At 70.2% G+C, this 22098-nt stretch carries 21 protein-coding genes; 14 read left to right on the plus strand and 7 right to left on the minus strand.

The window, feature by feature from the left end; genetic code table 11:
• On the minus strand, positions 1–912 hold the full coding sequence (locus tag NGK70_RS01855; protein WP_251971689.1) for a LysR family transcriptional regulator: 912 nt from the start codon (positions 910–912) through the stop codon (positions 1–3).
• Positions 913–1028: 116 nt separating this feature from the next.
• Here NGK70_RS01855 and NGK70_RS01860 point away from each other — a divergent pair, with 116 nt between their 5' ends.
• The 5 genes from NGK70_RS01860 to NGK70_RS01880 all read left to right on the plus strand — a co-directional run bounded on the left by NGK70_RS01860 (position 1029) and on the right by NGK70_RS01880 (position 8571).
• Positions 1029–1778: a haloacid dehalogenase type II gene (locus NGK70_RS01860; RefSeq protein WP_251971690.1), complete on the plus strand. Its 750-nt coding sequence runs from the start codon at positions 1029–1031 to the stop codon at positions 1776–1778.
• A gap of 25 nt (positions 1779–1803) precedes the next feature.
• The gene (locus NGK70_RS01865; protein ID WP_251971691.1) at positions 1804–2217 is read left to right on the plus strand and encodes a heme-binding protein; all 414 of its coding nucleotides are present in this window, start codon (positions 1804–1806) and stop codon (positions 2215–2217) included.
• Between the two features lie 67 nt (positions 2218–2284).
• Positions 2285–4507 carry a malate synthase G gene (locus NGK70_RS01870; RefSeq protein WP_251971692.1) on the plus strand — a complete coding sequence of 741 codons (2223 nt, stop codon included), beginning with the start codon at positions 2285–2287 and terminating at the stop codon, positions 4505–4507.
• Between the two features lie 165 nt (positions 4508–4672).
• Positions 4673–5695 carry a patatin-like phospholipase family protein gene (locus NGK70_RS01875; protein ID WP_251971693.1) on the plus strand — a complete coding sequence of 341 codons (1023 nt, stop codon included), beginning with the start codon at positions 4673–4675 and terminating at the stop codon, positions 5693–5695.
• A 200-nt stretch (positions 5696–5895) separates the two neighbouring features.
• Positions 5896–8571: a glycoside hydrolase family 9 protein gene (locus tag NGK70_RS01880; protein WP_251971694.1), complete on the plus strand. Its 2676-nt coding sequence runs from the start codon at positions 5896–5898 to the stop codon at positions 8569–8571.
• A 25-nt stretch (positions 8572–8596) separates the two neighbouring features.
• On the opposite strand, the gene NGK70_RS01885 is transcribed toward NGK70_RS01880, so the two are convergent.
• Positions 8597–8899 (minus strand): YkgJ family cysteine cluster protein, encoded by a 303-nt coding sequence (locus NGK70_RS01885; RefSeq protein WP_251971695.1) that lies wholly within the window; start codon positions 8897–8899, stop codon positions 8597–8599.
• Positions 8900–9023: 124 nt separating this feature from the next.
• Between NGK70_RS01885 and NGK70_RS01890 the strand changes: the two genes are divergently transcribed.
• Entirely contained in the window at positions 9024–9749 is a 726-nt protein-coding gene (locus NGK70_RS01890) for a UPF0149 family protein (protein WP_251971696.1), read from the plus strand.
• Positions 9750–9869: 120 nt separating this feature from the next.
• Here NGK70_RS01890 and NGK70_RS01895 read toward each other — a convergent pair whose 3' ends face one another.
• Both NGK70_RS01895 and NGK70_RS01900 read right to left on the minus strand, forming a co-directional pair.
• Positions 9870–10694, minus strand: a complete 825-nt coding sequence (locus tag NGK70_RS01895; protein ID WP_251971697.1) for an alpha/beta fold hydrolase — start codon at positions 10692–10694, stop codon at positions 9870–9872.
• Positions 10691–11812 (minus strand): M14 family zinc carboxypeptidase, encoded by a 1122-nt coding sequence (locus NGK70_RS01900; protein WP_251971698.1) that lies wholly within the window; start codon positions 11810–11812, stop codon positions 10691–10693. Before NGK70_RS01900 ends, NGK70_RS01895 begins: the two co-directional genes overlap by 4 nt.
• 125 nt (positions 11813–11937) lie before the next feature.
• Here NGK70_RS01900 and NGK70_RS26360 point away from each other — a divergent pair, with 125 nt between their 5' ends.
• The 5 genes from NGK70_RS26360 (at position 11938) to NGK70_RS01920 (ending at position 16809) form a co-directional block, all read left to right on the plus strand.
• Positions 11938–12072, plus strand: coding sequence for a hypothetical protein (locus tag NGK70_RS26360; RefSeq protein ID WP_256490738.1), 135 nt, complete (start codon positions 11938–11940; stop codon positions 12070–12072).
• A gap of 164 nt (positions 12073–12236) precedes the next feature.
• Positions 12237–14261, plus strand: coding sequence for a tRNA uridine-5-carboxymethylaminomethyl(34) synthesis enzyme MnmG (mnmG, locus tag NGK70_RS01905; protein WP_251973649.1), 2025 nt, complete (start codon positions 12237–12239; stop codon positions 14259–14261).
• Positions 14248–14904: a 16S rRNA (guanine(527)-N(7))-methyltransferase RsmG gene (rsmG, locus tag NGK70_RS01910; RefSeq protein WP_251971699.1), complete on the plus strand. Its 657-nt coding sequence runs from the start codon at positions 14248–14250 to the stop codon at positions 14902–14904. Before mnmG ends, rsmG begins: the two co-directional genes overlap by 14 nt.
• A gap of 422 nt (positions 14905–15326) precedes the next feature.
• Positions 15327–15941 (plus strand): LysE family translocator, encoded by a 615-nt coding sequence (locus NGK70_RS01915; protein ID WP_251971700.1) that lies wholly within the window; start codon positions 15327–15329, stop codon positions 15939–15941.
• Between the two features lie 28 nt (positions 15942–15969).
• Entirely contained in the window at positions 15970–16809 is an 840-nt protein-coding gene (locus NGK70_RS01920) for a ParA family protein (protein WP_251971701.1), read from the plus strand.
• 49 nt (positions 16810–16858) lie between these two features.
• Here NGK70_RS01920 and NGK70_RS01925 read toward each other — a convergent pair whose 3' ends face one another.
• Complete coding sequence (locus NGK70_RS01925) at positions 16859–17938, minus strand: MBL fold metallo-hydrolase (protein WP_251971702.1); 1080 nt, start codon at positions 17936–17938, stop codon at positions 16859–16861.
• 119 nt (positions 17939–18057) lie between these two features.
• On the opposite strand from NGK70_RS01925, the gene NGK70_RS01930 reads away from it, so the two are divergent.
• Positions 18058–18489: a MerR family transcriptional regulator gene (locus tag NGK70_RS01930; RefSeq protein ID WP_251971703.1), complete on the plus strand. Its 432-nt coding sequence runs from the start codon at positions 18058–18060 to the stop codon at positions 18487–18489.
• Between the two features lie 53 nt (positions 18490–18542).
• Here NGK70_RS01930 and NGK70_RS01935 read toward each other — a convergent pair whose 3' ends face one another.
• Together NGK70_RS01935 and NGK70_RS01940 are read right to left on the minus strand one after the other, a co-directional pair.
• Positions 18543–18953, minus strand: a complete 411-nt coding sequence (locus NGK70_RS01935) for a type II toxin-antitoxin system VapC family toxin (RefSeq protein ID WP_251971704.1) — start codon at positions 18951–18953, stop codon at positions 18543–18545.
• 13 nt (positions 18954–18966) lie between these two features.
• Positions 18967–19266, minus strand: a complete 300-nt coding sequence (locus NGK70_RS01940; RefSeq protein ID WP_251971705.1) for a type II toxin-antitoxin system Phd/YefM family antitoxin — start codon at positions 19264–19266, stop codon at positions 18967–18969.
• 165 nt (positions 19267–19431) lie between these two features.
• On the opposite strand from NGK70_RS01940, the gene can reads away from it, so the two are divergent.
• Together can and aceK are read left to right on the plus strand one after the other, a co-directional pair.
• The gene (gene can, locus NGK70_RS01945; RefSeq protein WP_251971706.1) at positions 19432–20139 is read left to right on the plus strand and encodes a carbonate dehydratase; all 708 of its coding nucleotides are present in this window, start codon (positions 19432–19434) and stop codon (positions 20137–20139) included.
• Positions 20140–20195: 56 nt separating this feature from the next.
• Positions 20196–22070: a bifunctional isocitrate dehydrogenase kinase/phosphatase gene (gene aceK, locus NGK70_RS01950; protein ID WP_251971707.1), complete on the plus strand. Its 1875-nt coding sequence runs from the start codon at positions 20196–20198 to the stop codon at positions 22068–22070.
• The last annotated feature ends 28 nt before the right edge of the window (positions 22071–22098 follow it).

The following is a 22098-nucleotide window of genomic DNA, read 5'->3' on the forward strand; positions in this document are numbered from 1 at the left end:
CTACGGTGCGTTCCAGTACCCAGGCGCACCATAGCTGTGCTTCAGGTAGTCAATCCACAGCCGCACGCGCAGCGGCAGGTGGCGGGCGTGCGGGAACAGCGCATGGATGCCGTTGGGCGGGCCGGCGTAGTCCTCCAGCACCGCCACCAGCCGGCCGGCGCGCAGGTCGCCATCGACCTCCCAGGTGCTGCGCCAGGCCAGCCCCAGGCCGGCCAGGCACCAGGCGTGCAGCACCTGGCCGTCGCTGCAGTCCAGCCGGCCGGGGGGACGCAGGTACTGCACCTCGCCGTCGATCGTGAAAGCCCAGCCGCGCGACTGGCTGGCCTCGCTGCTCAGCGTCAGGCACTCGTGGCGCAGCAGGTCGGTTGGGTGCATGGGCGTCCCGGCGCGGGCCAGGTAGGCCGGCGCGGCCACGCAGCGCCGCCGGTTGTCGGCCAGGCGCACCGAGATCAGGCTGGAGTCGGGCAGGTCGCCTACCCGCACGGCGCAGTCGTAGCCCTCGTTGAGCAGGTCGATGATGCGGTCCGACAGGTTCAGCGACAGGCTCACCTCCGGGTGCAGCGCCAGGAAGCCCGGCACCAGCGGCGCCACGTGCCGGCGCCCGAAGCCGCCCGGTGCGGTGATGCGCAAGTGGCCACTCGCTTTCACGCCGCCGGCGCTGACGCTGGCTTCGGCGTTGGCCAGGTCGGCCAGCAGGCGGGTGCAGTCCTCCAGGAAGGCACTGCCCTCGTGCGTCAGGCTGATGCGCCGGGTGCTGCGCAGCAGCAGCTTCACGCCCAGGCGCGCCTCCAGCGCGTCGATGCGCCGGCCGATCATCGCCGGCGCCACGCCCTCGGCCTGTGCGGCGGCGGTCAGGCTGCCCTTCTGGGTGGTCAGCACGAAGGCTTCGATCTGCTTGAGGCGGTCGCTCATGGGGGGGCGGGCAACGAGGGCTGTTTCGGAGGCTGTTTTGATTCGTGCATCAGGGTCACGAATCATTGAACATATGGATACTTAATCTCCATTCGAGTATCGAATACAGTGACGCCATGGACAAGACCCAGGCTGCCCAAACCCCCTGCACGACGCCGGCGACGCCCGCTGCGAACGGCGGCGCGGTGCCGCGTGCGGTGCTGTTCGACGCCTACGGCACGCTGTTCGACGTCTACAGCGTGGCGCTCACGGCCGAGCAGCTCTTCCCCGGACGGGGCGAGGCCCTGTCCCTGCTCTGGCGCGACCGTCAGATCGAGTACACCCGGCTGGTGACGATGAGCGCGCCGGACGGCAGCCGCTACCGCCCCTTCTGGGAGATCACCCGCGACGCACTGCGCTTTGCCTGCGCAAAGCTGCAGCTCACGCTCGGCGCCGACAGCGAGCTGCGGCTGATGAACCAGTACCGCGCCCTGTCCGCCTTCCCGGAGGTGCGCGAGGTGCTGCAGGCACTGCGCCAGCGCGGCGTGCCCACCGGCATCCTCAGCAACGGCGACCCGGCCATGCTCGACGTGGCGACCAAGAGCGCGGGCATCGGCGGCCTGCTCGACCATGTCATCAGCGTCGAGCCGGCCCGCGCCTTCAAGACCGACCCGCGCGCCTACGCCCTCGGCCCCGCCACGCTGGGCCTGGCGGCGAAGCAGATCCTGTTCGTCTCCAGCAACGGCTGGGATGCCATCGGCGCCACCTGGTATGGCTACACCACGCTGTGGGTCAACCGGGCCGGCGCACCGCTGGAGCAGCTGGGCAGCGAGCCCTCCCGCATCGGCGCCAGCCTGCGCGATGTGCTGGCCTTCTTCCCGGCCTGAATGTTTCACCCCCTGAGAGGACGCCATGAAGACCAAACCCGTGCTGTGCAGCGCCGACGTCGATGCCCTCCTCGTCGCTGCCCGGGCCGAGGCCGCCGCGAACCAGTGGGCGGTCACCATCGCCGTGGCCGATGACGGTGGCCACCTGCTCGGGCTGTGCCGCCTCGACGGCGCCTCGCCGATGACCGCCGCCATGGCGCCCGAGAAGGCCCGCACCGCGGCGCTGGGCCGCCGCGAGTCGAAGGTCTACGAGGAAATCATCAACCAGGGCCGCACCTCCTTCCTGTCCGCCCCGCTGCTGGGGATGCTGGAGGGCGGCGTGCCCATCGTCGTCGAAGGCCAGGTGGTTGGCGCCGTCGGCGTCTCGGGCGTCAAGTCCGACCAGGATGCGCAGATCGCCCGCGCCGGCATCGCGGCTTGGCAGGCCAGCCTGCCCTGAACCTGCTGCCGTTGTCTTTCCTTGTTCGTCTGTCCCACTTTTCATTGACCCCCCGGAGTCCGCCACCATGAGCGCACGCACCCAGATCCACGGCCTGCAGGTCGCCACCGAGCTCTACCGCTTCATCGAAGACCAGGTGCTGCCTGGCACTGGCATCGAATCCGCCGCCTTCTGGGCCGGCTTCGACCAGATCGTCGCCGACCTGGCGCCGAAGAACGCCGCGCTGCTGGCCGAGCGTGACCGCATCCAGGCCGCGATGGACTCCTGGCACCGTGCCAACCCGGGCCCGATCGCCGACATGCCGGCCTACCAGGGTTACCTGCGCAAGATCGGCTACCTGGTCGACGCTCCCGCCGAGGTGCAGGCCACCACCGCCAACGTGGACGCCGAGCTGGCCCTGCAGGCCGGCCCGCAGCTGGTGGTGCCGATCATGAACGCCCGCTACGCGCTCAACGCCGCCAACGCGCGCTGGGGCAGCCTGTACGACGCGCTCTATGGCACCGATGCTGTCTCCGAAGACGGCGGTGCCGCGCGAGCCGGCGGCTACAACCCGGTGCGCGGCGCGCGCGTCATCGAGTTCGCGCGCAACTTCCTCGACCAGTCGGCCCCGCTGGTCAGCGCCAGCCATCGCAACGCCACCGGCTACGCCATCGAGGCGGGCGAGCTGGTCGTGAAGATGCAAGGCGGCGCCGTCACCGGCCTCAGCCGGCCGGCCCAGCTGGTGGGCTACCAGGGCGATGCGGCCAACCCCTCGTCCATCCTGCTGGCCAACAACGGCCTGCACATCGACATCCGCATCGACCGCAGCACCCCGATCGGCGCCAGCGACGCTGCCGGCGTGGCCGACCTGGTGCTGGAGTCGGCGCTGTCCACCATCCTGGACCTGGAAGACAGCGTCGCCGCGGTGGACGCCGCCGACAAGGTGCTGGGCTACAGCAACTGGCTGGGCATCCAGAAGGGCACGCTGACCGAGGAAGTGGCCAAGGGCAGCCGGACCTTCACCCGCAGCCTGAACGCCGACCGCCGCTACACCGCCCCTACCGGCGCGGGTGAAGTGCGCCTGCACGGCCGCAGCCTCATGTTCGTGCGCAACGTCGGCCACCTGATGACCAATCCGGCCATCTTGTGGGGAGGTGAGGGCGCCGAGGCCCGCGAGATTCCGGAAGGCATCCTGGACGCGGTGGTCACCACCACCATCGCGCTGCACGACCTGCAGGGCCACGGCCGCATCGGCGACGAGGCGATCCGCAACTCGCGCCGCGGCAGCGTCTACATCGTCAAGCCGAAGATGCACGGCCCGGCCGAAGTGGCCTTCGCCAGCGAGCTGTTCGGCCGCGTCGAGCAGCTGCTCGGCCTGCCCGACAGCACCGTCAAGCTGGGCATCATGGACGAGGAGCGCCGCACCAGCGTCAACCTCAAGGCCTGCATCGCCGCGGCGGCCAGCCGCGTGGCCTTCATCAACACCGGCTTCCTCGACCGCACCGGCGACGAGATGCACACCGCCATGTGGGCCGGCCCGATGATGCGCAAGGGCGACATCAAGAACAGCGCCTGGATCGCCGCCTACGAGCGCCGCAACGTGCTGATCGGCCTGCAGTGCGGCCTGCGCGGGCGCGCCCAGATCGGCAAGGGCATGTGGGCCATGCCGGACCTGATGGCCGAGATGCTCAAGCAGAAGATCGGCCACCCGAAGGCTGGTGCCAACACCGCCTGGACGCCCTCGCCCACCGCCGCCACGCTGCACGCGCTGCACTACCACCAGGTCAGCGTGGCCGAGGTGCAGCAGGGCATCGAGGCCAGCGGCGACGCGGCCAACCCGGCCATCACCGCCAAGCTGGTCAACGACCTGCTGACCATCCCCGTGGTGGCGAAGGCCGAGTGGAGCGCCGAGGACCGCCAGAAGGAAATCGACAACAACGCCCAGGGCATCCTCGGCTACGTGGTGCGCTGGGTCGATGCGGGCGTGGGCTGCTCCAAGGTGCCCGACATCAACGACGTCGGCCTGATGGAAGACCGCGCCACCCTGCGCATCTCCAGCCAGCACATCTGCAACTGGCTGCTGCACGGCGTGGTGACCGAAGCGCAGGTGCGCGAGACCTTCGCCCGCATGGCCGCCAAGGTGGACCAGCAAAACGCCGGCGACCCCTTCTACAAGAGCTTGGTCGCCAACCCCGACGGCGCCGCGTACCAGGCTGCGCTGGACCTGGTCTTCAAGGGCAAGGAACAGCCCAGCGGCTACACCGAGCCGCTGCTGCATGCCTGGCGCCTGAAGGTGAAGGCCGCAGCCTGATCAACAGAAGAAGGTCCGAGGAGACAGACGGCGCCCTGCGGGGCGCCGTTTTTTCTTGGGGCGCAGTCAAGGTGGAGTCGGCGCGCCCCTACCGGCGTCACATCGTCCCGGCATACTGCGCCGACGGACTCTCTCCTCCCTGCCCTCCTGCCTGAGCTGTTCACCATGTGGCGACGCCCCTCCCCCACCCTGCCCCTGAGCCTCGCGCTGCAGGGCGGCGGTGCGCATGGCGCCTTCACCTGGGGGGTGCTCGACGGGCTGCTCGAAAGTGGGCGGTTCCACTTCGATGCCGTCAGCGGCAGCAGTGCCGGGGCGATGAATGCGCTGCTGCTGGCCGACGGGCTGGCGCGTGGTGGGCCGGAGGGCGCGCGCGAGGCGCTGGACCGGTTCTGGGACCGCCTGGCAGCGCAGCTGCCCACCGAGTGGCTGATCGACGGCGACCCGGAGCAGCCCGGGCTGGCACCGGGCGTGCAGATGATGCTGCAGTGGGTGCACTTTCTGTCGCCCTACCAGCTGAATCCGCTGGGGCTGAACCCGCTGGCCGACCTGCTGCGCGAGCTGGTGGATTTCGAACGGCTGCGCCGGCCCGACGCGCTGCGTCTGTACGTCGCCGCCACGCGGGCCGACACCGGGCGGCTGCGGCTGTTCGGCAATGCGGAGTTGTCCGTCGACGTGGCGCTGGCGTCGGCCTGCCTGCCGACGCTGCACCACGCGGTGGAGATCGACGGGCAGCCCTACTGGGATGGCGGCTACTGCGCCAACCCGGCGCTCTTTCCGCTGGTGCAGGGCGGCCACGCCGATGACCTGCTGATCGTGATGCTCAGCCTGTTGCAGCACCCGGGCCACCCGACCAGCGCGGCCGCCATCCGCACCCGCGTGGTGGAGATCACCTTCAATGCCACTTTCCAGCGCGAGGCGGCCCTGCTCGGCCAGGCGTGCCGGCTCGCCAGCGGCTCCTGGCTGTCGCTCGGGCCGTTCGAGCGGCGGCTGCGGAGACTGCGCTGTCATCTGATCGACGCGCAGGAGGCACTCGGCCACCTGGGCAGCGAGACCAAGCTGCTGGCGCACCGGCCCTTCCTGCTGCACCTGAAGGCGCTCGGCCGGCAGCGCGCGACGCGCTGGATGGACGAGCATGGGGCCGCATTGGGGCGCCGCAGCACGGTCGACCTGGAAACATTGTTCGGCTGACGCGCAGGCATCCCTTCGGTGATCCGTGTGTGTTCCACGTGAAACACCGCGCCGTGTCGCCCGCCGGCCGCATCCTGCGCAAGCAGACGTAACGCCTCTTGGCGCGGCGACGCTGGGCTCGCCAGACTGCTCCCCGTCCCAGCCACAGAGAGCCGGGCGATGACGCCAGGCGCGGGGCCGGGCGCTTGCGGGGAAACCACATGAGAACGACGAAGAAGCATCTGCGGCGCACCGGCGTCGCGAGCGCGGCGGCAGCCTGTGCGCACATGAAGCACATGGCGCCCATGGCGCACCTGGCACAGATCGCGCTGGTTGCTGGGCTGGTCACGGGCGGGGCGCCTGCCTTGGCGGCACCGACGACCACGACGGCCCACATCAAGCTCGACCAGTTCGGCTACCTGCCGAGCATGCGCAAGGTGGCCATCCTGGCCGACCCGCAGGCGGGCTGGAATGCGGCCGACGCCTACACGCCGGGCACCGGCGCCGGCCAGATCCAGGTGCGGCGCTGGGCCGACGATGCGGTGGTGCTGAGCGTCACGGCCCAGGCCTGGAAGAGCGGCGCCACGCACGCACAGTCCGGTGACCGCGGCTGGCAGGCAGACTTCTCGGCGCTGACCACGCCGGGGTCCTACTACCTGTTCGACACGCTGAACAACGTCGGCTCGGGCCGGTTCGAGATCGGCACCGGGGTCTACGACGCGGTGCTGAAGCAGGCGCTGCGCACCTTCTTCTACCAGCGCCTGAACTTCGCCAAGGTCGCGCCCTATGCCGACACGCGCTGGGCGGACGGCGCCTCCTACGAGCGCGCCAACCAGGACCGCTACGCCACCAGCCGCTGGTCCAAGGGCGTGGCGTCGACGGCACGCGACCTGAGCGGCGGCTGGGCCGATGCGGGCGACACCAACAAGTACACCACCTTCGCCCAGGAGGCGGTGCTGCTGCTGCTCGACGCGTACCGGATGAACCCGGCGGTGTTCGGCGACGCCTTCGGCATCCCGGAGTCCGGCAACGGGCTGCCGGACCTGCTCGACGAGGTCAAGTTCGAGCTGGAGTTCCTCAAGCGCATGCAGAACGCCAGCGGCACCAACGGCCTGTTCCTGAAGGTCGGGCTGGACACCTACGATGGCGAGGTCACGCCGCCGAGCAGCGACGCGCGGGCGCGCTACTACCTGCCCGAATGCACCTCGGCCACGCTGGCCGGCAGCGCGATGTTTGCGGCCGCGTCGGTGGTCTACAAGGGCATTGCCTCGCAGGCCACCTACGGGGCGGACCTGCTGACCCGCGCCGAGGCGGCCTGGACGCGCGCGAAGACCACCACCGCGAACTTCACCACCTTCGAGACCGCCTGTGACGACGGCGACATCAAGGCCGGTGACGCCGACGTGGACGCGGCAGGCCAGCGCAGCAGCGCGCTGATCGCCGCGATCTACCTCTACGAGGCGACCGCCAAGGCCGAGTACCGGACCTTCGTCGAGGCGAACTACAACCAGGTGCAGCCCGTCAGCATCAGCTGGTGGGGCCCCTACTGGGCGCCGCTGCAGGTGGCGCTGCTGCGCTACGCGGGCATGAACGGCGTCAGCGCCACGGTGTCCACGGCGATCCGCAACCAGAAGGCGGCGCAGAGCGGCACCGTGTCGATCACCGACTACAGCGCCGGCACCGACCTCTACCGCGCCCACCTGGCCGACGCGGAATTCAACTGGGGCCACAACAAGACGCGCTCGGTGGCGGGCGCCATCAACCTGGACTTCGCGCTGTTCGGCATCAACCCGGCCAACGCCAGCCTGTACCAGGAGGTGGCGCAGCAGCACCTGCACTGGCTGCATGGCGCCAACCCGCTCGGGCTGGTGATGCTGACCAACATGGGCGCCTACGGGGCCGAGTCCTCGGTCAGCGAGATCTTCCACAACTGGTTCCGTGACGGCTCGGCCTGGGACAGCGCCAAGACCTCCCCCTATGGCCCGCCGCCGGGCTACCTGCCCGGCGGGCCGAACCGGACCTACAGCGGCTCGGTGGTCGGCATCACCAGCCAGCCGCCGCAGAAGGCCTACAAGGACTGGAACGCGCCCTGGCCGGAGAACTCCTGGGAGATCACCGAGCCGGCGATCTACTATCAGGCGGCCTACATCCAACTGCTGGCCCGCTTGATGCCTAGCGGAACGGTGGACACGCAGGCACCGACCGCCCCCACCACGCTGGCCGCCGCGGGCGTCAAAGCGACCGGCGTCACCCTGAGCTGGAAGGCGTCCACCGACAACGTCGGCGTCTCCAGCTACGAGCTGTACAACGGCAGCAGCCTGTTCGCCAGCGGCCTGGGCGGCACCTCCACCGCCCTCACCTCGCTGTACTGCGGCAGCAGCTACGCCTTCACGCTGAAGGCACGCGACGCCGCCGGCAACCTCTCGGTGGCCAGCAACGCCATCACCGTCAAGACCAGCGCCTGCCCGAGCGCGGCGACGCAGGTCTACACCGACAGCCTGGCCAGCACCTGGGCCGACTGGTCCTGGAGCGCCACGCGCAACTTCGCCAACACCACGCCGATCAAGGTGGGCACCAAATCGCTGCGCGCCGACCTGCAGGGCTGGGGGGGCGTCGCCCTGCGGCACGGCACGGGCATCGCGGCCTCGGCCACGGCCACGCTGCGCTTCTGGGCCTACAGCCCGACGGCGCTGCCTCTGCGGATCTCCGTGCAGACGCAGGACTCGGCGGGCGAGACCGGGGCCGTCACGCTGACCCTGGCAGCCAACACCTGGACGGACGTGATCCTCACGCGCGCCCAGCTTGGCAACCCGAACCTCATCAAGCGCATCAACCTGCAGCTGCAGAGCGCCACCGCCGGCACGCTGTACCTCGATCAGCTGCAGCTGACGAAGTAGCCCCGGGGCCGGCACCGGGCGTGGGTCAGCGGCCGGGCCGGGTGGCTTCTTCCATCCAGCCCAGCCACTGCAGTGCGTGCGCGCGGTCGGGGCCGCACATGGCTGCGGACGGCTGCAGGCTGGCGCAGACCGCCGGCCGATCGGGGTGGCCGAAGATCCGGCAGCGCAGCGCTTCGTCCAGCTGCACGCAGGGCACGCCGGCCGGCTTGCCGTCGGGCATGCCCGGGATCCCGGGAATCCCGGGTATCCCCGGGATCGGGCTGGTGATCGAAGGCGCGATGCAGCAGGCCGCGCAGCCGGGCCGGCAGTCCAGGGTGGCGTGGATCATGGGCGCGAGCGTGCCACACTCGCCCCATCCGGAATCCCTCCTGCTGCTGCTGCCGTTGCGGTCACCACCGCGGCGCAGCGGCACAGGGGAGATTCCCCGAACCGCCACACCCTGCCTGAACGCCGTGAAGCATCCCCAATACAACCCCGCCCTCGACAACCCGCCGCTGACGGACGTGGAGCTGGACCAGCTCGACGCCCTGCTCGCCCGCCTGCCCAGCGCGCCCGGCAGCGATGGGGCGATGGACATCGAGGGCCTGGACGGCTACCTCACCGCCCTGCTCCTGTCGCCGCGGCTGCCTGCGGCCGATGACTGGCTGCCGCGGGTCTGGGGCGGTACGGCCGACAGCGAGCCGCCCTTCGTCAGCGGCAAGCAGACCAAGCGCGTGGTGCAGCTGGTGCTACGCCACATGGCCAGCATCCACCGCCAGCTGCAGGCCGATGTCGACCAGCTGCAGCCCTTCTTTGCCATCGCCGAGCGCCAGGATGGCGGGGCTGCGGCCGTTGACGGAGCAGACGGTGAGGACGGCGAGGCGGATGACGACGGCTTCTGGGTCGATGCCGGCAACTGGTGCACCGGCTTCCTGCTGGCCACCGAGCTGCAGCCTGCGGCCTGGGCGCCGCTGTTCGAGGAACCGGAGGCGGCGGAGCTGCTCCAGCCGATCGTGTTGCTGGGGGCCGACCCCAGCGCGCTGGACGAAGCCGACCGGGCACGCCTGGCCGATGTGGCACAGCGTGACCGGCTCAGCCGGCAGGTGCCGGACATCGTCAGCGCGCTGTGGCAGCAGCAAGAGGAGCCGCAGCAGGAGCCGCAACCGGAGTCGCAACAGGAGCCGGACGAGGCGCAGTGACGGAAGGGGGCCCTGCCCCGGCTCGGCGCTGCCCTTCCAAGCGCCAGTCCAAGCGCGACTCCAGCGTCATGTTTCACGTGAAACAACGCGGCGCTGGTGGCAGCGACAGCGCCGCTTCCGTCAGCGCATCGACGCCAGCGCCTGCCCGACCACCCAGTCCGGTGCGTCCAGTGGCAGGTCGTGCCCTGCCGACGGGTGCTGGTGCAGCCGCAGCCCCCAGGCCTGCGCCAGCGCCTGCGAGCAGGCCGGGTGCACCAGGCGGTCACCCGCACCATTGAGCAGCCGCACCGGTACGGGCGGTGGTGCCGAGGGGGCGCGGTAGCGCGCGGCGGCCAGCAACTGGCGCAGCGCATTGGCGGGTTGCACCGGGCAGGCACGCTGCCAGGCCACCCACTGGGCCAGCAGCGCGGCGCCGGCCTCGTCCTCCGCGTGCCAGTGCCGGCTGGTGAGGGCCAGCACGCGCCGCTGCAGCCCTGGGGCGTCACCGGGGCGGAAGAGCCCGCCGACCAGGGTGGGCCAGGCGCGGGGCTGCAGGCGGTGGTACAGCGGGCTGAGCGCTCGCACGCTGGTGTTCAGCAGCACGGCGCCGGCCAGTTCCGCGGGGTACAGCCGGGCCCACTCGATGGCCACCATGGCGCCCAGCGACATCGCCAGCACACGGTAAGGCGGTGACAGGCCCAACTCGCGCAGCACGGCCCGCAGGTCATCGACCATGGCCGGCACCGTCGCTGGGCTGGGCTCCTGCCAGCGCGCGCCATTGCCGGCCAGATCCGGTGCCACCACCTGGGCCACCCCGGCCGGACCGTGCGCGGTGGCAGCGAGTGCCTCCCGCAGCCGCAGCGGGAAGTCGCCCCAATGGCGCCGGTCGCGCGTCAGCCCCCGCAGCAGCACCCAGGCGGGCGGTTCAGGAGAGGGTGTCGATGAGGGCAGACTCAGCGGGCTCACCCGCCCATCTTGCCGCCGTCGCCTGCGTACCAGTGTGACAGCGCCGCCTGCCGCTGTTGCTCGCGTGCCGTGCCGGTGGGCCGCCATTGGGTGTGCGAAGCGGCGGCACGGGTCATGAAATCCAGCCAGGCCAGGTGGCGGCGCAGCACCCGTTGATGCCGGTGCTGGCTCATCGGGTTGAACAGCCCGAGGCGGGAGAAGAGCTGCCGCGGGTTCTTCTTCACCCAGCGCCAGGAGCCCATTTCCAGCGTCAGCGGCAGGAACACGCCCGCCTCCGGCCGCCGCAGGGACTGCAGGTAGAGGTGGTCCCAGAGGTCGCCGTGCGCCAGGTACTGCCGGCTCTGCGGCTCGAAGACATAGGTGTGGTGCAGGTGCCCGCTGTCGAGCAGCTCCTTCAGCGCATGCAGCTCCGGCAGGTGCTCGATGGGCGCGCGGGTGTGCGCGTAGGGGAACCAGATGCGGTCGTCCAGCCCGAAGCCCGAGTGGCAGTCGATGGCCAGGCTGAAGGGCCGCGGCAGCAGCTCCTCCTCGACCACCTGGCACACCGCCTGGCTCTCCAGCTCCATCGGCGCGCCCGCCGGCCCGCGGTACCAGGGCAGGCCGGCGCTGAGGCGCTGCCCGCCGACCAGGAAGGGCACCGGCTCGCGCGCCTGCAGCGGTGCGTTGCGCATCAGGTCCACCCCGTTCGGATTCGCGCGTGTGCCGCGCGCCAGCCCGCCCGGGTTGACCAGCGGCATCATCACCAGCCGAAGCTGCTCCAGCTGGCGCTGCAGCACGCCATCCCAGGCGAGCCGGTGCACCAGGTGGTGCAGGCAGCCCAGCACCACCTCGGCGCCAATGCGTTCCAGCCCATGCACCCCGCCGAACAGCCCCACCGCCGGGCAGGCCGGGTCGGGGTTGCCCAGGGTCAGGCACAGCAGCGGCAGCCGGCGCAGCCCGCCTGCGCGCTCATGCAGGGCCACCTGCCCCAGCTCGCGCACCTGCAGCCAGCGCCCGCCCTGGGCGATGAGGCGCTCCAGCGTCTGCCATTCCGGCAAGTCGTGTCGAGGCGAGGTCACATCCAGGGCGAGGAAAGGTGGCAGGGTGGAGGGGTGGCCGGGCAGCATACCCCGGCCCATGGACCGGTCCCGTGCCCGACCGCTGCCTGCACCCGACGGCTGCTGCCGTCATCAACGGGCCATCGTCCTGTCATCGTGGCCACGCAAGCTAGGGGGACCTGCCCGATCTGACTCCTTCGCACGCCATGCCCGCCCACCTGTCCCTGCGCCACCTGCGCCTGCTCGCGCTGGCCCTGGCTGCCGCGCTGCTGTGGGGCCTGATCGAGACCGCGGCGCTCTGGCGCACCCGGCGGCTGCGCCGGCTCGATCAGCACGGCTGAATTCGCGCCAGCCCCCGCGGGTGACTTGTCCACAGCCCCCGCCTAGAATCGCGCCCTCCCCTCCCGCCGCTGCACGGCCTGCCTCGACAACCCCCTGTCGCGCGGGCCGTGTGCGTTCAGGCCGGCCGGTCGGGGCTCCCGAGAGGTCCGAGATGCCCGAGATGATGTTGTACCCCCAGGAATTCGACGTGATCGTGGTCGGCGGCGGCCATGCCGGCAGCGAGGCGGCGCTGGCCGCGGCGCGCATGGGCTGCACCACGCTGCTGCTCACGCACAACATCGAGACGCTCGGCCAGATGAGCTGCAACCCCTCGATCGGCGGCATCGGCAAGGGCCACCTGGTCAAGGAGGTCGATGCCCTGGGCGGCGCCATGGCCGCGGCCACCGACGAGGGCGGCATCCAGTTCCGCATCCTCAACTCCAGCAAGGGTCCCGCGGTGCGGGCCACCCGGGCGCAGACCGACCGCCTCCTCTACAAGGCCGCGATGCGCCGCCGGCTGGAGAACCAGCCCAACCTCTGGCTGTTCCAGCAGGCGGTGGACGACCTGATGGTCGAGAGCGATGGCCAGCGTGAGCGCGTGGTCGGCGCGGTGACGCAGATCGGCATCCGCTTCCGTGCGAAGACGGTGGTGTTGACCGCCGGCACCTTCCTGGACGGCAAGGTGCACGTCGGCCTGGCCAACCACCCCGCGGGCCGCGCCGGGGACCCGCCGGCCATCAGCCTGTCGGCCCGGCTCAAGGAGCTGAAGCTGCCGCAGGGGCGGCTGAAGACCGGCACGCCGCCGCGCATCGATGGCCGCACGATCGACTTCTCGAAGTGCATCGAGCAGCCCGGCGATCTGGATCCGGTGCCGGTGTTCAGCTTCCTCGGCCACGCCAGCCAGCACCCGCGCCAGCTGCCCTGCTGGATCACGCACACCAACCGCCGCACCCACGACATCCTGCGCACCGGCTTTGACCGCAGCCCGATGTTCACCGGCGTGATCGAGGGCGTCGGGCCGCGCTACTGCCCGAGCATCGAGGACAAGATCAACCGCTTTGCCGACAAGGACAGCCATCAGATCTTCCTGGAGCCCGAGGGCCTGACGACGCACGAGTTCTACCCGAACGGCATCTCCACCTCCCTGCCCTTCGACGTGCAACTGGCCGCCGTGCGCTCCATGCCCGGGCTGGAGAACGCCCACATCCTGCGCCCTGGTTACGCCATCGAGTACGACTACTTCGATCCGCGCGAGCTGAAGTCCAGCTTCGAGAGCCGGCAGATCGGCGGCCTGTTCTTTGCCGGGCAGATCAACGGCACGACGGGCTACGAGGAGGCCGCGGCGCAGGGCCTGTATGCCGGGGCCAATGCCGCGCTGCAGGCTCAGGGCCGCGAGCCGCTCGCCCTGCGGCGCGACCAGGCCTACCTCGGCGTGATGGTGGACGACCTGATCACCAAGGGCGTCACCGAGCCCTACCGCATGTTCACCAGTCGGGCCGAGTTCCGCCTGCAGCTGCGCGAGGACAACGCCGACATGCGCCTGACCGAGATTGGCCGGCAAGTTGGACTGGTCGACGACGTGCGTTGGGAGGCCTTCAACCGCAAGCGCGACGCCGTGGCCCGTGAGACCCAGCGCCTGCGCAGCACCTGGGTGCACCCGGCGATCCTTTCCGCCGAAGACTCCGAACGGCTGCTCGGCAAGGCCATCGAGCGTGAGTACAACCTCGCCGACCTGCTGCGCCGCCCGGGCGTGGGCTTTGATACGCTGACCGAGGTGCTTGCCGCGGCGCAGTACACCGGCCAGCGCCCCGCCGATGTTTCACGTGAAACCTTGCGTGCCGAACTCGGTGCCGAGCTGGCCGATGCGGTGATCGAGCAACTGGAGATCGCCACCAAGTACGCCGGCTACATCGACAAGCAGAACGACGAGGTGCAGCGCGCCGCCGCCTACGAGCAGCTGCGCCTGCCGCCGGAGCTGGACTACGCGCAGGTCACCGCCCTCTCCTTCGAGGTGCGGCAGAAGCTCACCCGCCACCGGCCGGAGACGCTCGGCCAGGCCTCGCGCATCTCGGGCGTGACGCCTGCGGCGATCTCGCTGCTGCTGATCCACCTGAAGCGTGGGCGCTTTACCGGCTGGGCGGGCGAGCGCCCGGCGGATTCCGCGGGATTGCCCGACGCTGCGCCGGAGGCCGCTCATGTCGCAGGCTGAACGCGACACCCTGCGCCAGGGCGCCGAGTCGCTCGGTTGCCCCCTCGACGACGGCCAGCTCGACCGCCTGCTCGCCTACCGTGACCTGATTGCGCGCTGGAACCAGGTCTACAACCTCACCGCCGTTCGTGACCCGGCGCAGATGCTGACGCAGCACCTGCTGGACAGCCTGGCCATCGTCACCCCGCTGCGCGCCCACACCGGTGGTGCGGCAACGAGGGTGCTCGACGTCGGCAGCGGCGGTGGCCTGCCGGGGGTCGTGCTGGCCATCACCGCGCCAGAGCTGCAGGTGGTCTGCGTCGATGCGGTGGCCAAGAAGGCCACCTTCATCCGCCAGGTGGCCGCCGAGCTGGGCCTGCCCAACCTGCAGGCGCGCCACAGCCGGGTCGAGCAGCTGCGCGAGCCCGGCTTTGACGTGATCACCTCGCGGGCCTTTGCCTCGCTGGTCGACTTCACCACGCTGACGCGCCACCTGATCGCGCCTCAGGGCTGCTGGCTGGCGATGAAGGGCCCGCAGGTGGAGGCGGAACTGGCCGAGCTGGCCGACGCCGATCCGACCGTGCAGGTGCTGGCGCGCGAGCCGCTGGAGGTGCCGGGCCTGGGCGCGCAGCGCTGCCTGGTGTGGCTGCGGCCAGCAGGCTGAATCCGCCGCAGCGATCGGCCGCAACGATCGGCCGCTTTTCCACCGCACGCGGCCTGTTCTCCACCACTCGCCCACCGTTGGTCCTCAGGTTGTCCAGGGGCTTGTCCACAGCCTTGTGCACGCCAGGGGCCGGGTTGCCCCCGCACTGCACACCGCCTGTCCACGGCTTTGTCCACAGCCTTGGGCAGGCGTGGCAAGCCCGCAACCCTGGGGCGTGTGGGCGGCACCGGCCGCCCTGGGCAACACCGTGGCCCGCGGGGTTCTCGGTTACGCTCGCCCATGCACTGCCGCAGCGTGGCGCCGGCCGTTCCGGCTGCACGGTGGGGTGCATGTCCTTGTTCCTTGCTCCTTGCCACGTTCCCCATGCCTCACGCCGCGCGCCACCCCGTGCCGCGCCGCTGACCCACCTTCTATCGCCAACCATGTTCGGCATCGCTGACTTCGGCGCCTTCTGTGTCGCCGTGATCGTCTTCCTCGCCCTGCCCGGCCCGGGCAACTTCGCGCTGCTGTCGGCCACTGGCCAGGGCGGGCTGCGTGCCGGTGCGGCCGCCACGCTGGGCGTGATCCTGGGTGACCAGGTGCTGCTGTGGTGCGCGGTGGCCGGCGTGGCGGCGGTGATGGCGGCCAACCCCACGCTCTTCGATGCGGTGCGCTGGGCCGGCGCGGCCTACCTGGCCTGGATCGGCTTCAAGCTGCTGCGCAGCCGGGGCGATGGCAGTGCCAGCCCGGTGAAGCTCGCGCCGGGGCACTTCCTGCGCCAGTGCTTCCTGATCACGCTGCTCAACCCGAAGGCCATCGTCTTCTACATGGCCTTCTTCCCGCTGTTCATCAACCCGGCCACGCACCGCGGCATCCCCACCTTCGTGGCGATGGCGGTGACGATTGCCCTGCTCACCGCCGCCTACGGTCTGGTGCTGTGCGTGCTGGCCGACCGCATCGCCGACCGGCTGCGCCAGAACCGCCGCGTCACCGTCTGGCTGGAGCGCTTCGCCGGCCTGTGCCTGATCGCCTTCGGCCTGCGCATGATCCGCAACTGAGGTTGCTTCCTCCTTCCAGCACCCCACCATGGCCCGAATCTTCTGCATCGCGAACCAGAAAGGTGGCGTCGGCAAGACGACCACCACGGTGAACCTGGCCGCCGGCCTGGCCCAGCTCGGCCAGCGCGTGCTGGTGGTCGACCTTGACCCCCAGGGCAATGCCACGATGGGCTCGGGCGTCGACAAGCGCGAGCTGAAGCAGTCGGTCTACGACGTGCTGATCGGCGGCGCCACCGTGCGCGGCGCGCGCTGCCGTGCCGAGAAGGCCGGCTATGACGTGCTCGGCTCCAACCGCGAGCTGGCCGGCGCCGAGGTGGAACTGGTCGGCCTGGAGCAGCGCGACCGCCGCCTCAAGGCCGCGCTGGCCGGCGCCTCGCTGGACTACGACTTCATCCTGATCGACTGCCCGCCCTCGCTGAGCCTGCTCACGCTCAACGGCCTGACCAGCGCCAACGGCGTGATCGTGCCGATGCAGTGCGAGTACTTTGCGCTCGAAGGCCTGTCCGACCTGGTCAACACCATCAAGCAGGTGCACGCCAACCTGAACCGCGACCTCATGCTCATCGGCCTGCTGCGCGTGATGTTCGACCCCCGCATCACCCTGCAGCAGCAGGTCAGCGAGCAGCTCAAGGACCACTTCGGCGACAAGGTGTTCAACACCGTCATCCCACGCAACGTGCGCCTGGCCGAGGCGCCCAGCTATGGCGTGCCGGGCGTGGTGTTCGACCCGGCGTCCAAGGGGGCGCAGGCCTTCGTCGAATTCGCCCGCGAGATGGTGGAGCGCGTCGGCAAGGGCCTGGGCGCCGCCCCGCCCGTGACCCCCACAGCCTCTACTACCCCCACCGCTCCCGCCGCTCCCGCGGCGTGAGGCCACCCCGGCCGCCTGCCGGCGGCCGAATGGCGACCGGCGGCTGAGGTCAGGCGGCGGGCGCGAAGCGCCAGATACCGTCGGCGCCGCGCTCACGCCGCAGCTGCCCGCCCAGCCACAGCGCATTCAGGTGCGCCACCGCCTCGCCCATCGCGAAGGTGGTCTGGTGCAGGTCCAGCACGCGCTTGAACATCACCGGCAGCACGTCGGCGGCCGAGGCCGGCGCCTGCGCGCACAGCGCCACCACCTCGGCCAGGCGCTCGTCGTGGTGCGCCACCAGCTGGTCGATGCGCGCGTGCAGCCCGGTGAAGGGCTTGCCGTGCGAGGGCAGCACGAAGGTGCCCGCCGGCAGCGCGCGCAGCCGCTCCAGCGAGGCCAGGTACAGCGGCAGCGGATTGCCCTCGGGTTCCAGGTCGATCACGCTGATGTTGGTCGAGATGCGCGGCAGCACCATGTCGCCCGAGATCAGCAGGCCCAGCGCCTCGCAGTGCAGGCTGATGTGCTCGGGCGAGTGCCCGTGGCCGGCCCAGCAGCGCCACTCGTGAACGCCGATGCGCAGCGCCTGCCCGTCCATCAGGCGGCGGAACTGCGCCGGCACCTGGGGCACCATCGTCGCGTAGTAGTTGCTGCGCGAGCGCACCCGCGCCACCGCCTCCGGGTCCACCAGCCCGTGGCCGCAGAAGAAGGCCGCCGCCGCATCGCCGCCAAAGCCGGTGGTGGTCTGCGAGGCCATGCGCCCGGCGTTCCAGTCCGTCGCGCTGATCCACAGCCGGCAGGGCTGCTCGGGCGTCGACCAGCGCTCGCACAGCCAATGCGCCAGGCCGAGGTGGTCCGGGTGCATGTGCGTCACGATCACCCGCAGCACCGGCAGCCCCTCCAGCTCGGCGCTGGCAAAGACCTGCTCCCAGGCCTCGCGGGTCGATTCGGTAGTGATGCCGCAGTCCACGATGGTCCAGCCTGCGCGGCCGTCCAGCTCGTCGCGCAGCAGCCAGAGGTTGATGTGGTCCAGCGCGAAGGGCAGCTTCATGCTCAGCCAGCGCACACCGGGCGCCACCTCCAGCGTCGTGCCCGTCTCGGGCAGCACGTCGCCCAGGGGATAGTGAAGCTCGTGTTCCTGCGCGTTGGCCATGCGGTCTCCGGGGTGCCCTGCCCCGCAACGCCGGCAGCATGCGACATGCCTCGACAGCGGGGGCGGAATGGTTAGACTGACGTTTACGTCAACGGCAGTGTAACCACGCGCCCCGGATCATGCAGAACCCCTCTCCCGCAGACCCCGCAGACCCTGGCACCCCGCGTGACGGCCGCACCTGGACCATCACCGAACTCGCCCAGGAGTTCGACATCACCCCGCGCGCGATCCGCTTCTACGAGGACGTGGGCATCCTCGCCCCCTCGCGCGACGGCCGTAACCGCGTCTACGACCACCGCGACCGCACCCGCATCAAGCTCACCCTGCGCGGCAAGCGCCTGGGCCTGAGCCTGCAGGAAATCAAGCAGCTGGTGGACATGTACGAGTCCCCCGCCGACACCACCGGCCAGCTCACCGCCTTCCTGGGCATCCTGCGCACCCACCGCGAGCAGATGGAGCAGCAGCGCCACGACATCGAGGTGACGCTGGCGGAGATCGCCCAGCACGAGGAGAAGTGCCGCGCGCTGCTGGCGGAGGCGGGGCGGGGGTGAATCGGTAGCGCAGCCGCTTCGATGGTGATCCGCCCGCCAGGGGAGTCGCTTCCTCAGATCAGCTCCACCGTCAAGGCGGCTTCGCGGCGAAACCCCGCGTCGCCGGTGACGAAGAGCGCTGGCCCGGGCAGGCTGAGGCAACTGGCAGCCTGCAGGGCATCTGGTGTGCGCAGACCGCTGCGCGCGCGGATCGCGGTGGCGAGGTCGATCACGGCAGGGGTCAGCGGCCTGACCTCCAGCGCGGCAGCGCCAAACAGCCTGTCATAGGCCGCCAGCAAGGCCCGGTCGCCGTCGCGCAGGGGCCGCACGCGGCATTCCATTCGGCTCAGATCCGAGATGGCCAGGCGGGCCTGCGGAAACTGCCGGTGCAGTTCAGCCAGGCGCCCAGCCAGCCGAGCGGCCCAGGGCGCTACCCGTTCGACCTGGTAGATCAGCGCGCAGGCATCCAGGAAGATGTAGTCCATCGCTGCGGCCCGATCAGCGCCCGGCTGGCGGGCGATCCCAATCCGATCGCTGCGCATCCAGCTCGGCATCGATCTCTTCGCGGCTGCGTGGGCCGTCGCTGGCGGGCTGCTGCAGCATCAGCGTCCAGATGTCCACCCGCGGCGGCTCGGGTGCGGGAGCCGCAGCGGCCAGCAGGCGCTGGTATTCCGCCACGCTGACCACCACGCAGGCCGGCCGGCTGTTCTTGATGACATGAACGGGTCCGCTGCCGAGCAGGTCCTCGACAGCGGCCAAGCCGCGACGCTTGAGTTCGGTGGCGGGGACGGCTTGCATGGCCTGTGCTCCAAAAGTACAGAATCGGGTGCCTGATTGTGCATCTTCCCCTTGATGTACGTTCAGGATTTCTATTGACGTTTACGTCAACGTCAATCAAAGTCCGGCCCTGTCGGCGGGGTGCGTGTGCATGCCGTCACGGACGGCTGCGCCACAATCGACCGCATGAGCACCGAACTGACTGAACTCTTCGACAGCAACCGCCGCTGGGCTGACCATGTCGAGGCGCGTGAGCCTGGTTTCTTCACCAAGCTGCTCAAGCAGCAGACGCCGCAGTACCTGTGGATCGGCTGCGCGGACAGCCGGGTGCCGGCCAATGAGCTGGTGGACCTGCTGCCGGGTGAGCTGTTCGTGCACCGCAACATCGCCAACGTGGTGGTGCCCACCGACCTGAACGCGCTGTCGGTGATCCAGTACGCGGTGGACATGCTGAAGGTGCGCCACATCATCGTGGTGGGCCACTCGAACTGCGGCGGCGTCATCGGCGCGCTGAACAACGTGCGTGTCGGCCTGGCCGACAACTGGCTGCGCCACGTGCAGGAGGTGCGCAACCGGCACCAGACGCTGCTGGACCAGCTGCCCGCCAGCCTGCGCGTGAACACGCTGTGCGAGCTGAACGTGCTGGAGCAGGCGCGCAACGTCTGCCGCACCACGGTGGTGGAGGATGCCTGGCTGCGCGGCCAGGAGGTGGTGGTGCACGGCTGGGTCTACGGCCTGCACAACGGCCTGCTGGAGGACCTGAGCCTGACGGTGACCAGCCACGACGAGATCGAGCCGGCCTACACCCGGGCGCTGGGCGCGGTGACGCAGCGTGCGCTGCTGGCGATGGCGCGCCTGAACAGCACGGCTGAAGCGGCCGGCCCGGGCGCCTGACGCCGCTCACCAGCCCCGCTCACCAGCCCCGCCCGCCCGCCACGGATGTCCGCCCGATGTTCCCCAGGCAACTGACCGACCGCCGCGCCTTCGAGGTGGCCGTGGCGCTGCTCGAAGGGTTTGACCGCCACTACGGGCTGTTCCGTGCGACCAGTGCCGCGGCCAAGCAGCGCTTCGAGCGGGCCGACTGGCACGGCCAGCAGCTGGCGCAGCGCGAGCGCATCGAGTTCTACGACAAGCGGGTGGACGAGGCGGCCGAGCGGCTGCAGGCGGAGTTCAAGGCCGGCACGCTGAGCATGGAGGTGTGGCAGCAGGTGAAGCTGCACTTCATCGGCCTGCTGACCAACCACCACCAGCCGGAACTGGCGGAGACCTTCTTCAACTCGGTCACCACCAAGATCCTGCACCACGAGTACTTCAACAACGACTTCATCTTCGTGCGCCCGGCGGTGAGCACGGAGTACATCGAGAACGACGAGCCCACCGCCCAGCCCACCTTCCGCGCCTGGTACCCCACGCGCGAGACGATGCGCGAGACGCTGGCGCAGATGCTGCGGCACTTCGACCTGCAGGGCGAGTGGGAGGACTTCGAGCGCGACGTCGACCAGCTGCACGCCGCGCTGCTGGCCGAGCTGGAGGGGGGCCGCCCCCAGGACCGCTGGCGCACCAACTTCCAGCTGCAGGTGCTGTCCTCGCTGTTCTTCCGCAACAAGGGCGCCTACGTGGTGGGCAAGGTCATCAACGGCTACCGCGAGACGCCGTTCGCGCTGCCGATCCTGCACAGCTACCCGGACAGCGGTGCCGAGGGCGACGACCCCGCCGACAGTGAAGGTGGGCGCACCCACGCCGGCCCGGGTCGCTTCGTGATCGACGCAGCCCTGTTCGGCGAGGACGACCTGCAGATGCTGTTCAGCTTCGCGCGGGCCTACTTCCTCGTCGAGATGGAGGTGCCCTCGGCCTACGTGCAGTTCCTGCGCACGATGATGCCGCGCAAGCCGCGCAGCGAGATCTACAGCGCACTCGGGCTGCAGAAGCAGGGCAAGACGCTGTTCTTCCGCGACTTCCAGTTCCACCTGCGCCACAGCAGCGATGCCTTCCGCATCGCGCCGGGCATCAAGGGCATGGTGATGCTGGTGTTCGACCTGCCGAGCTACCCCTTCGTCTTCAAGCTGATCAAGGACTTCTACCCGCACCAGAAGGAGACCACGCGCGAGCAGATCAAGGGCAAGTACCTGCTGGTCAAGCAGCACGACCGGGTCGGCCGCATGGCCGACACGCTGGAGTTCAGCAACGTGGCCTTCCCGCGCGGGCGCTTCTGCGCCGAGCTGCTGAAGGAGATCGAGCACTTCTGCCCCAGCCTGCTGGAGGACCACGGCGACACGCTGATCCTCAAGCACGTCTACATCGAGCGCCGCATGGTGCCGCTGAACATCTTCATCCAGGAGGCCAGCCCGGCCCAACTGGCGCACGCGGTGGTGGAGTACGGCAACGCGATCAAGGACCTGGTGGCGGCCAACATCTTCCCGGGCGACATGCTGTGGAAGAACTTCGGCGTGATGCGCCACGGCAAGGTGGTGTTCTACGACTACGACGAGATCGAGTACGTCACCGACTGCCACTTCCGCCGCGTGCCCGCACCGCGCAACGAGGAGGAGGAGATGTCCGGCGAGATCTGGTACACGGTGCGTCGCGGCGACGTGTTCCCGGAGACCTTCGGCCCCTTCCTGCTCGGCCATCCGGCGGTGCGCGAGGTGTTCATGAAGCACCACGCCGACCTGCTGGACGCCGCCTTCTGGCAGCAGCACCAGGCCCGCATCCGTGCCGGCCACGTGCACGACGTCTTCCCCTACGACCAGGACAAGCGCTTCAGCCAGCAGCGCCGCGCCACCGCTGCGGTGGGCGTGAGTGCGGCCGAGGACGTCGCACCCTGAGCCCCTCCCACCCTTTTCCCTGACCCCA

The sequence above is a fragment of the Sphaerotilus microaerophilus genome, from assembly GCF_023734135.1.
GTDB classification, from domain to species: Bacteria; Pseudomonadota; Gammaproteobacteria; order Burkholderiales; family Burkholderiaceae_C; genus Sphaerotilus; species Sphaerotilus microaerophilus.

What these genes read in the sequence shown, in the direction of transcription:
- NGK70_RS01855 (WP_251971689.1), bottom strand. Translation starts at nt 912, where the DNA reads ATGAGCGACCGCCTCAAGCAGATCGAAGCCTTCGTGCTGACCACCCAG.
- NGK70_RS01860 (WP_251971690.1), top strand. Translation starts at nt 1,029, where the DNA reads ATGGACAAGACCCAGGCTGCCCAAACCCCCTGCACGACGCCGGCGACG.
- NGK70_RS01865 (WP_251971691.1), top strand. Translation starts at nt 1,804, where the DNA reads ATGAAGACCAAACCCGTGCTGTGCAGCGCCGACGTCGATGCCCTCCTC.
- NGK70_RS01870 (WP_251971692.1), top strand. Translation starts at nt 2,285, where the DNA reads ATGAGCGCACGCACCCAGATCCACGGCCTGCAGGTCGCCACCGAGCTC.
- NGK70_RS01875 (WP_251971693.1), top strand. Translation starts at nt 4,673, where the DNA reads ATGTGGCGACGCCCCTCCCCCACCCTGCCCCTGAGCCTCGCGCTGCAG.
- NGK70_RS01880 (WP_251971694.1), top strand. Translation starts at nt 5,896, where the DNA reads ATGAGAACGACGAAGAAGCATCTGCGGCGCACCGGCGTCGCGAGCGCG.
- NGK70_RS01885 (WP_251971695.1), bottom strand. Translation starts at nt 8,899, where the DNA reads ATGATCCACGCCACCCTGGACTGCCGGCCCGGCTGCGCGGCCTGCTGC.
- NGK70_RS01900 (WP_251971698.1), bottom strand. Translation starts at nt 11,812, where the DNA reads ATGGGCCGGGGTATGCTGCCCGGCCACCCCTCCACCCTGCCACCTTTC.
- NGK70_RS26360 (WP_256490738.1), top strand. Translation starts at nt 11,938, where the DNA reads ATGCCCGCCCACCTGTCCCTGCGCCACCTGCGCCTGCTCGCGCTGGCC.
- mnmG (WP_251973649.1), top strand. Translation starts at nt 12,237, where the DNA reads ATGTTGTACCCCCAGGAATTCGACGTGATCGTGGTCGGCGGCGGCCAT.
- rsmG (WP_251971699.1), top strand. Translation starts at nt 14,248, where the DNA reads ATGTCGCAGGCTGAACGCGACACCCTGCGCCAGGGCGCCGAGTCGCTC.
- NGK70_RS01915 (WP_251971700.1), top strand. Translation starts at nt 15,327, where the DNA reads ATGTTCGGCATCGCTGACTTCGGCGCCTTCTGTGTCGCCGTGATCGTC.
- NGK70_RS01920 (WP_251971701.1), top strand. Translation starts at nt 15,970, where the DNA reads ATGGCCCGAATCTTCTGCATCGCGAACCAGAAAGGTGGCGTCGGCAAG.
- NGK70_RS01925 (WP_251971702.1), bottom strand. Translation starts at nt 17,938, where the DNA reads ATGGCCAACGCGCAGGAACACGAGCTTCACTATCCCCTGGGCGACGTG.
- NGK70_RS01930 (WP_251971703.1), top strand. Translation starts at nt 18,058, where the DNA reads ATGCAGAACCCCTCTCCCGCAGACCCCGCAGACCCTGGCACCCCGCGT.
- NGK70_RS01935 (WP_251971704.1), bottom strand. Translation starts at nt 18,953, where the DNA reads ATGGACTACATCTTCCTGGATGCCTGCGCGCTGATCTACCAGGTCGAA.
- NGK70_RS01940 (WP_251971705.1), bottom strand. Translation starts at nt 19,266, where the DNA reads ATGCAAGCCGTCCCCGCCACCGAACTCAAGCGTCGCGGCTTGGCCGCT.
- can (WP_251971706.1), top strand. Translation starts at nt 19,432, where the DNA reads ATGAGCACCGAACTGACTGAACTCTTCGACAGCAACCGCCGCTGGGCT.
- aceK (WP_251971707.1), top strand. Translation starts at nt 20,196, where the DNA reads ATGTTCCCCAGGCAACTGACCGACCGCCGCGCCTTCGAGGTGGCCGTG.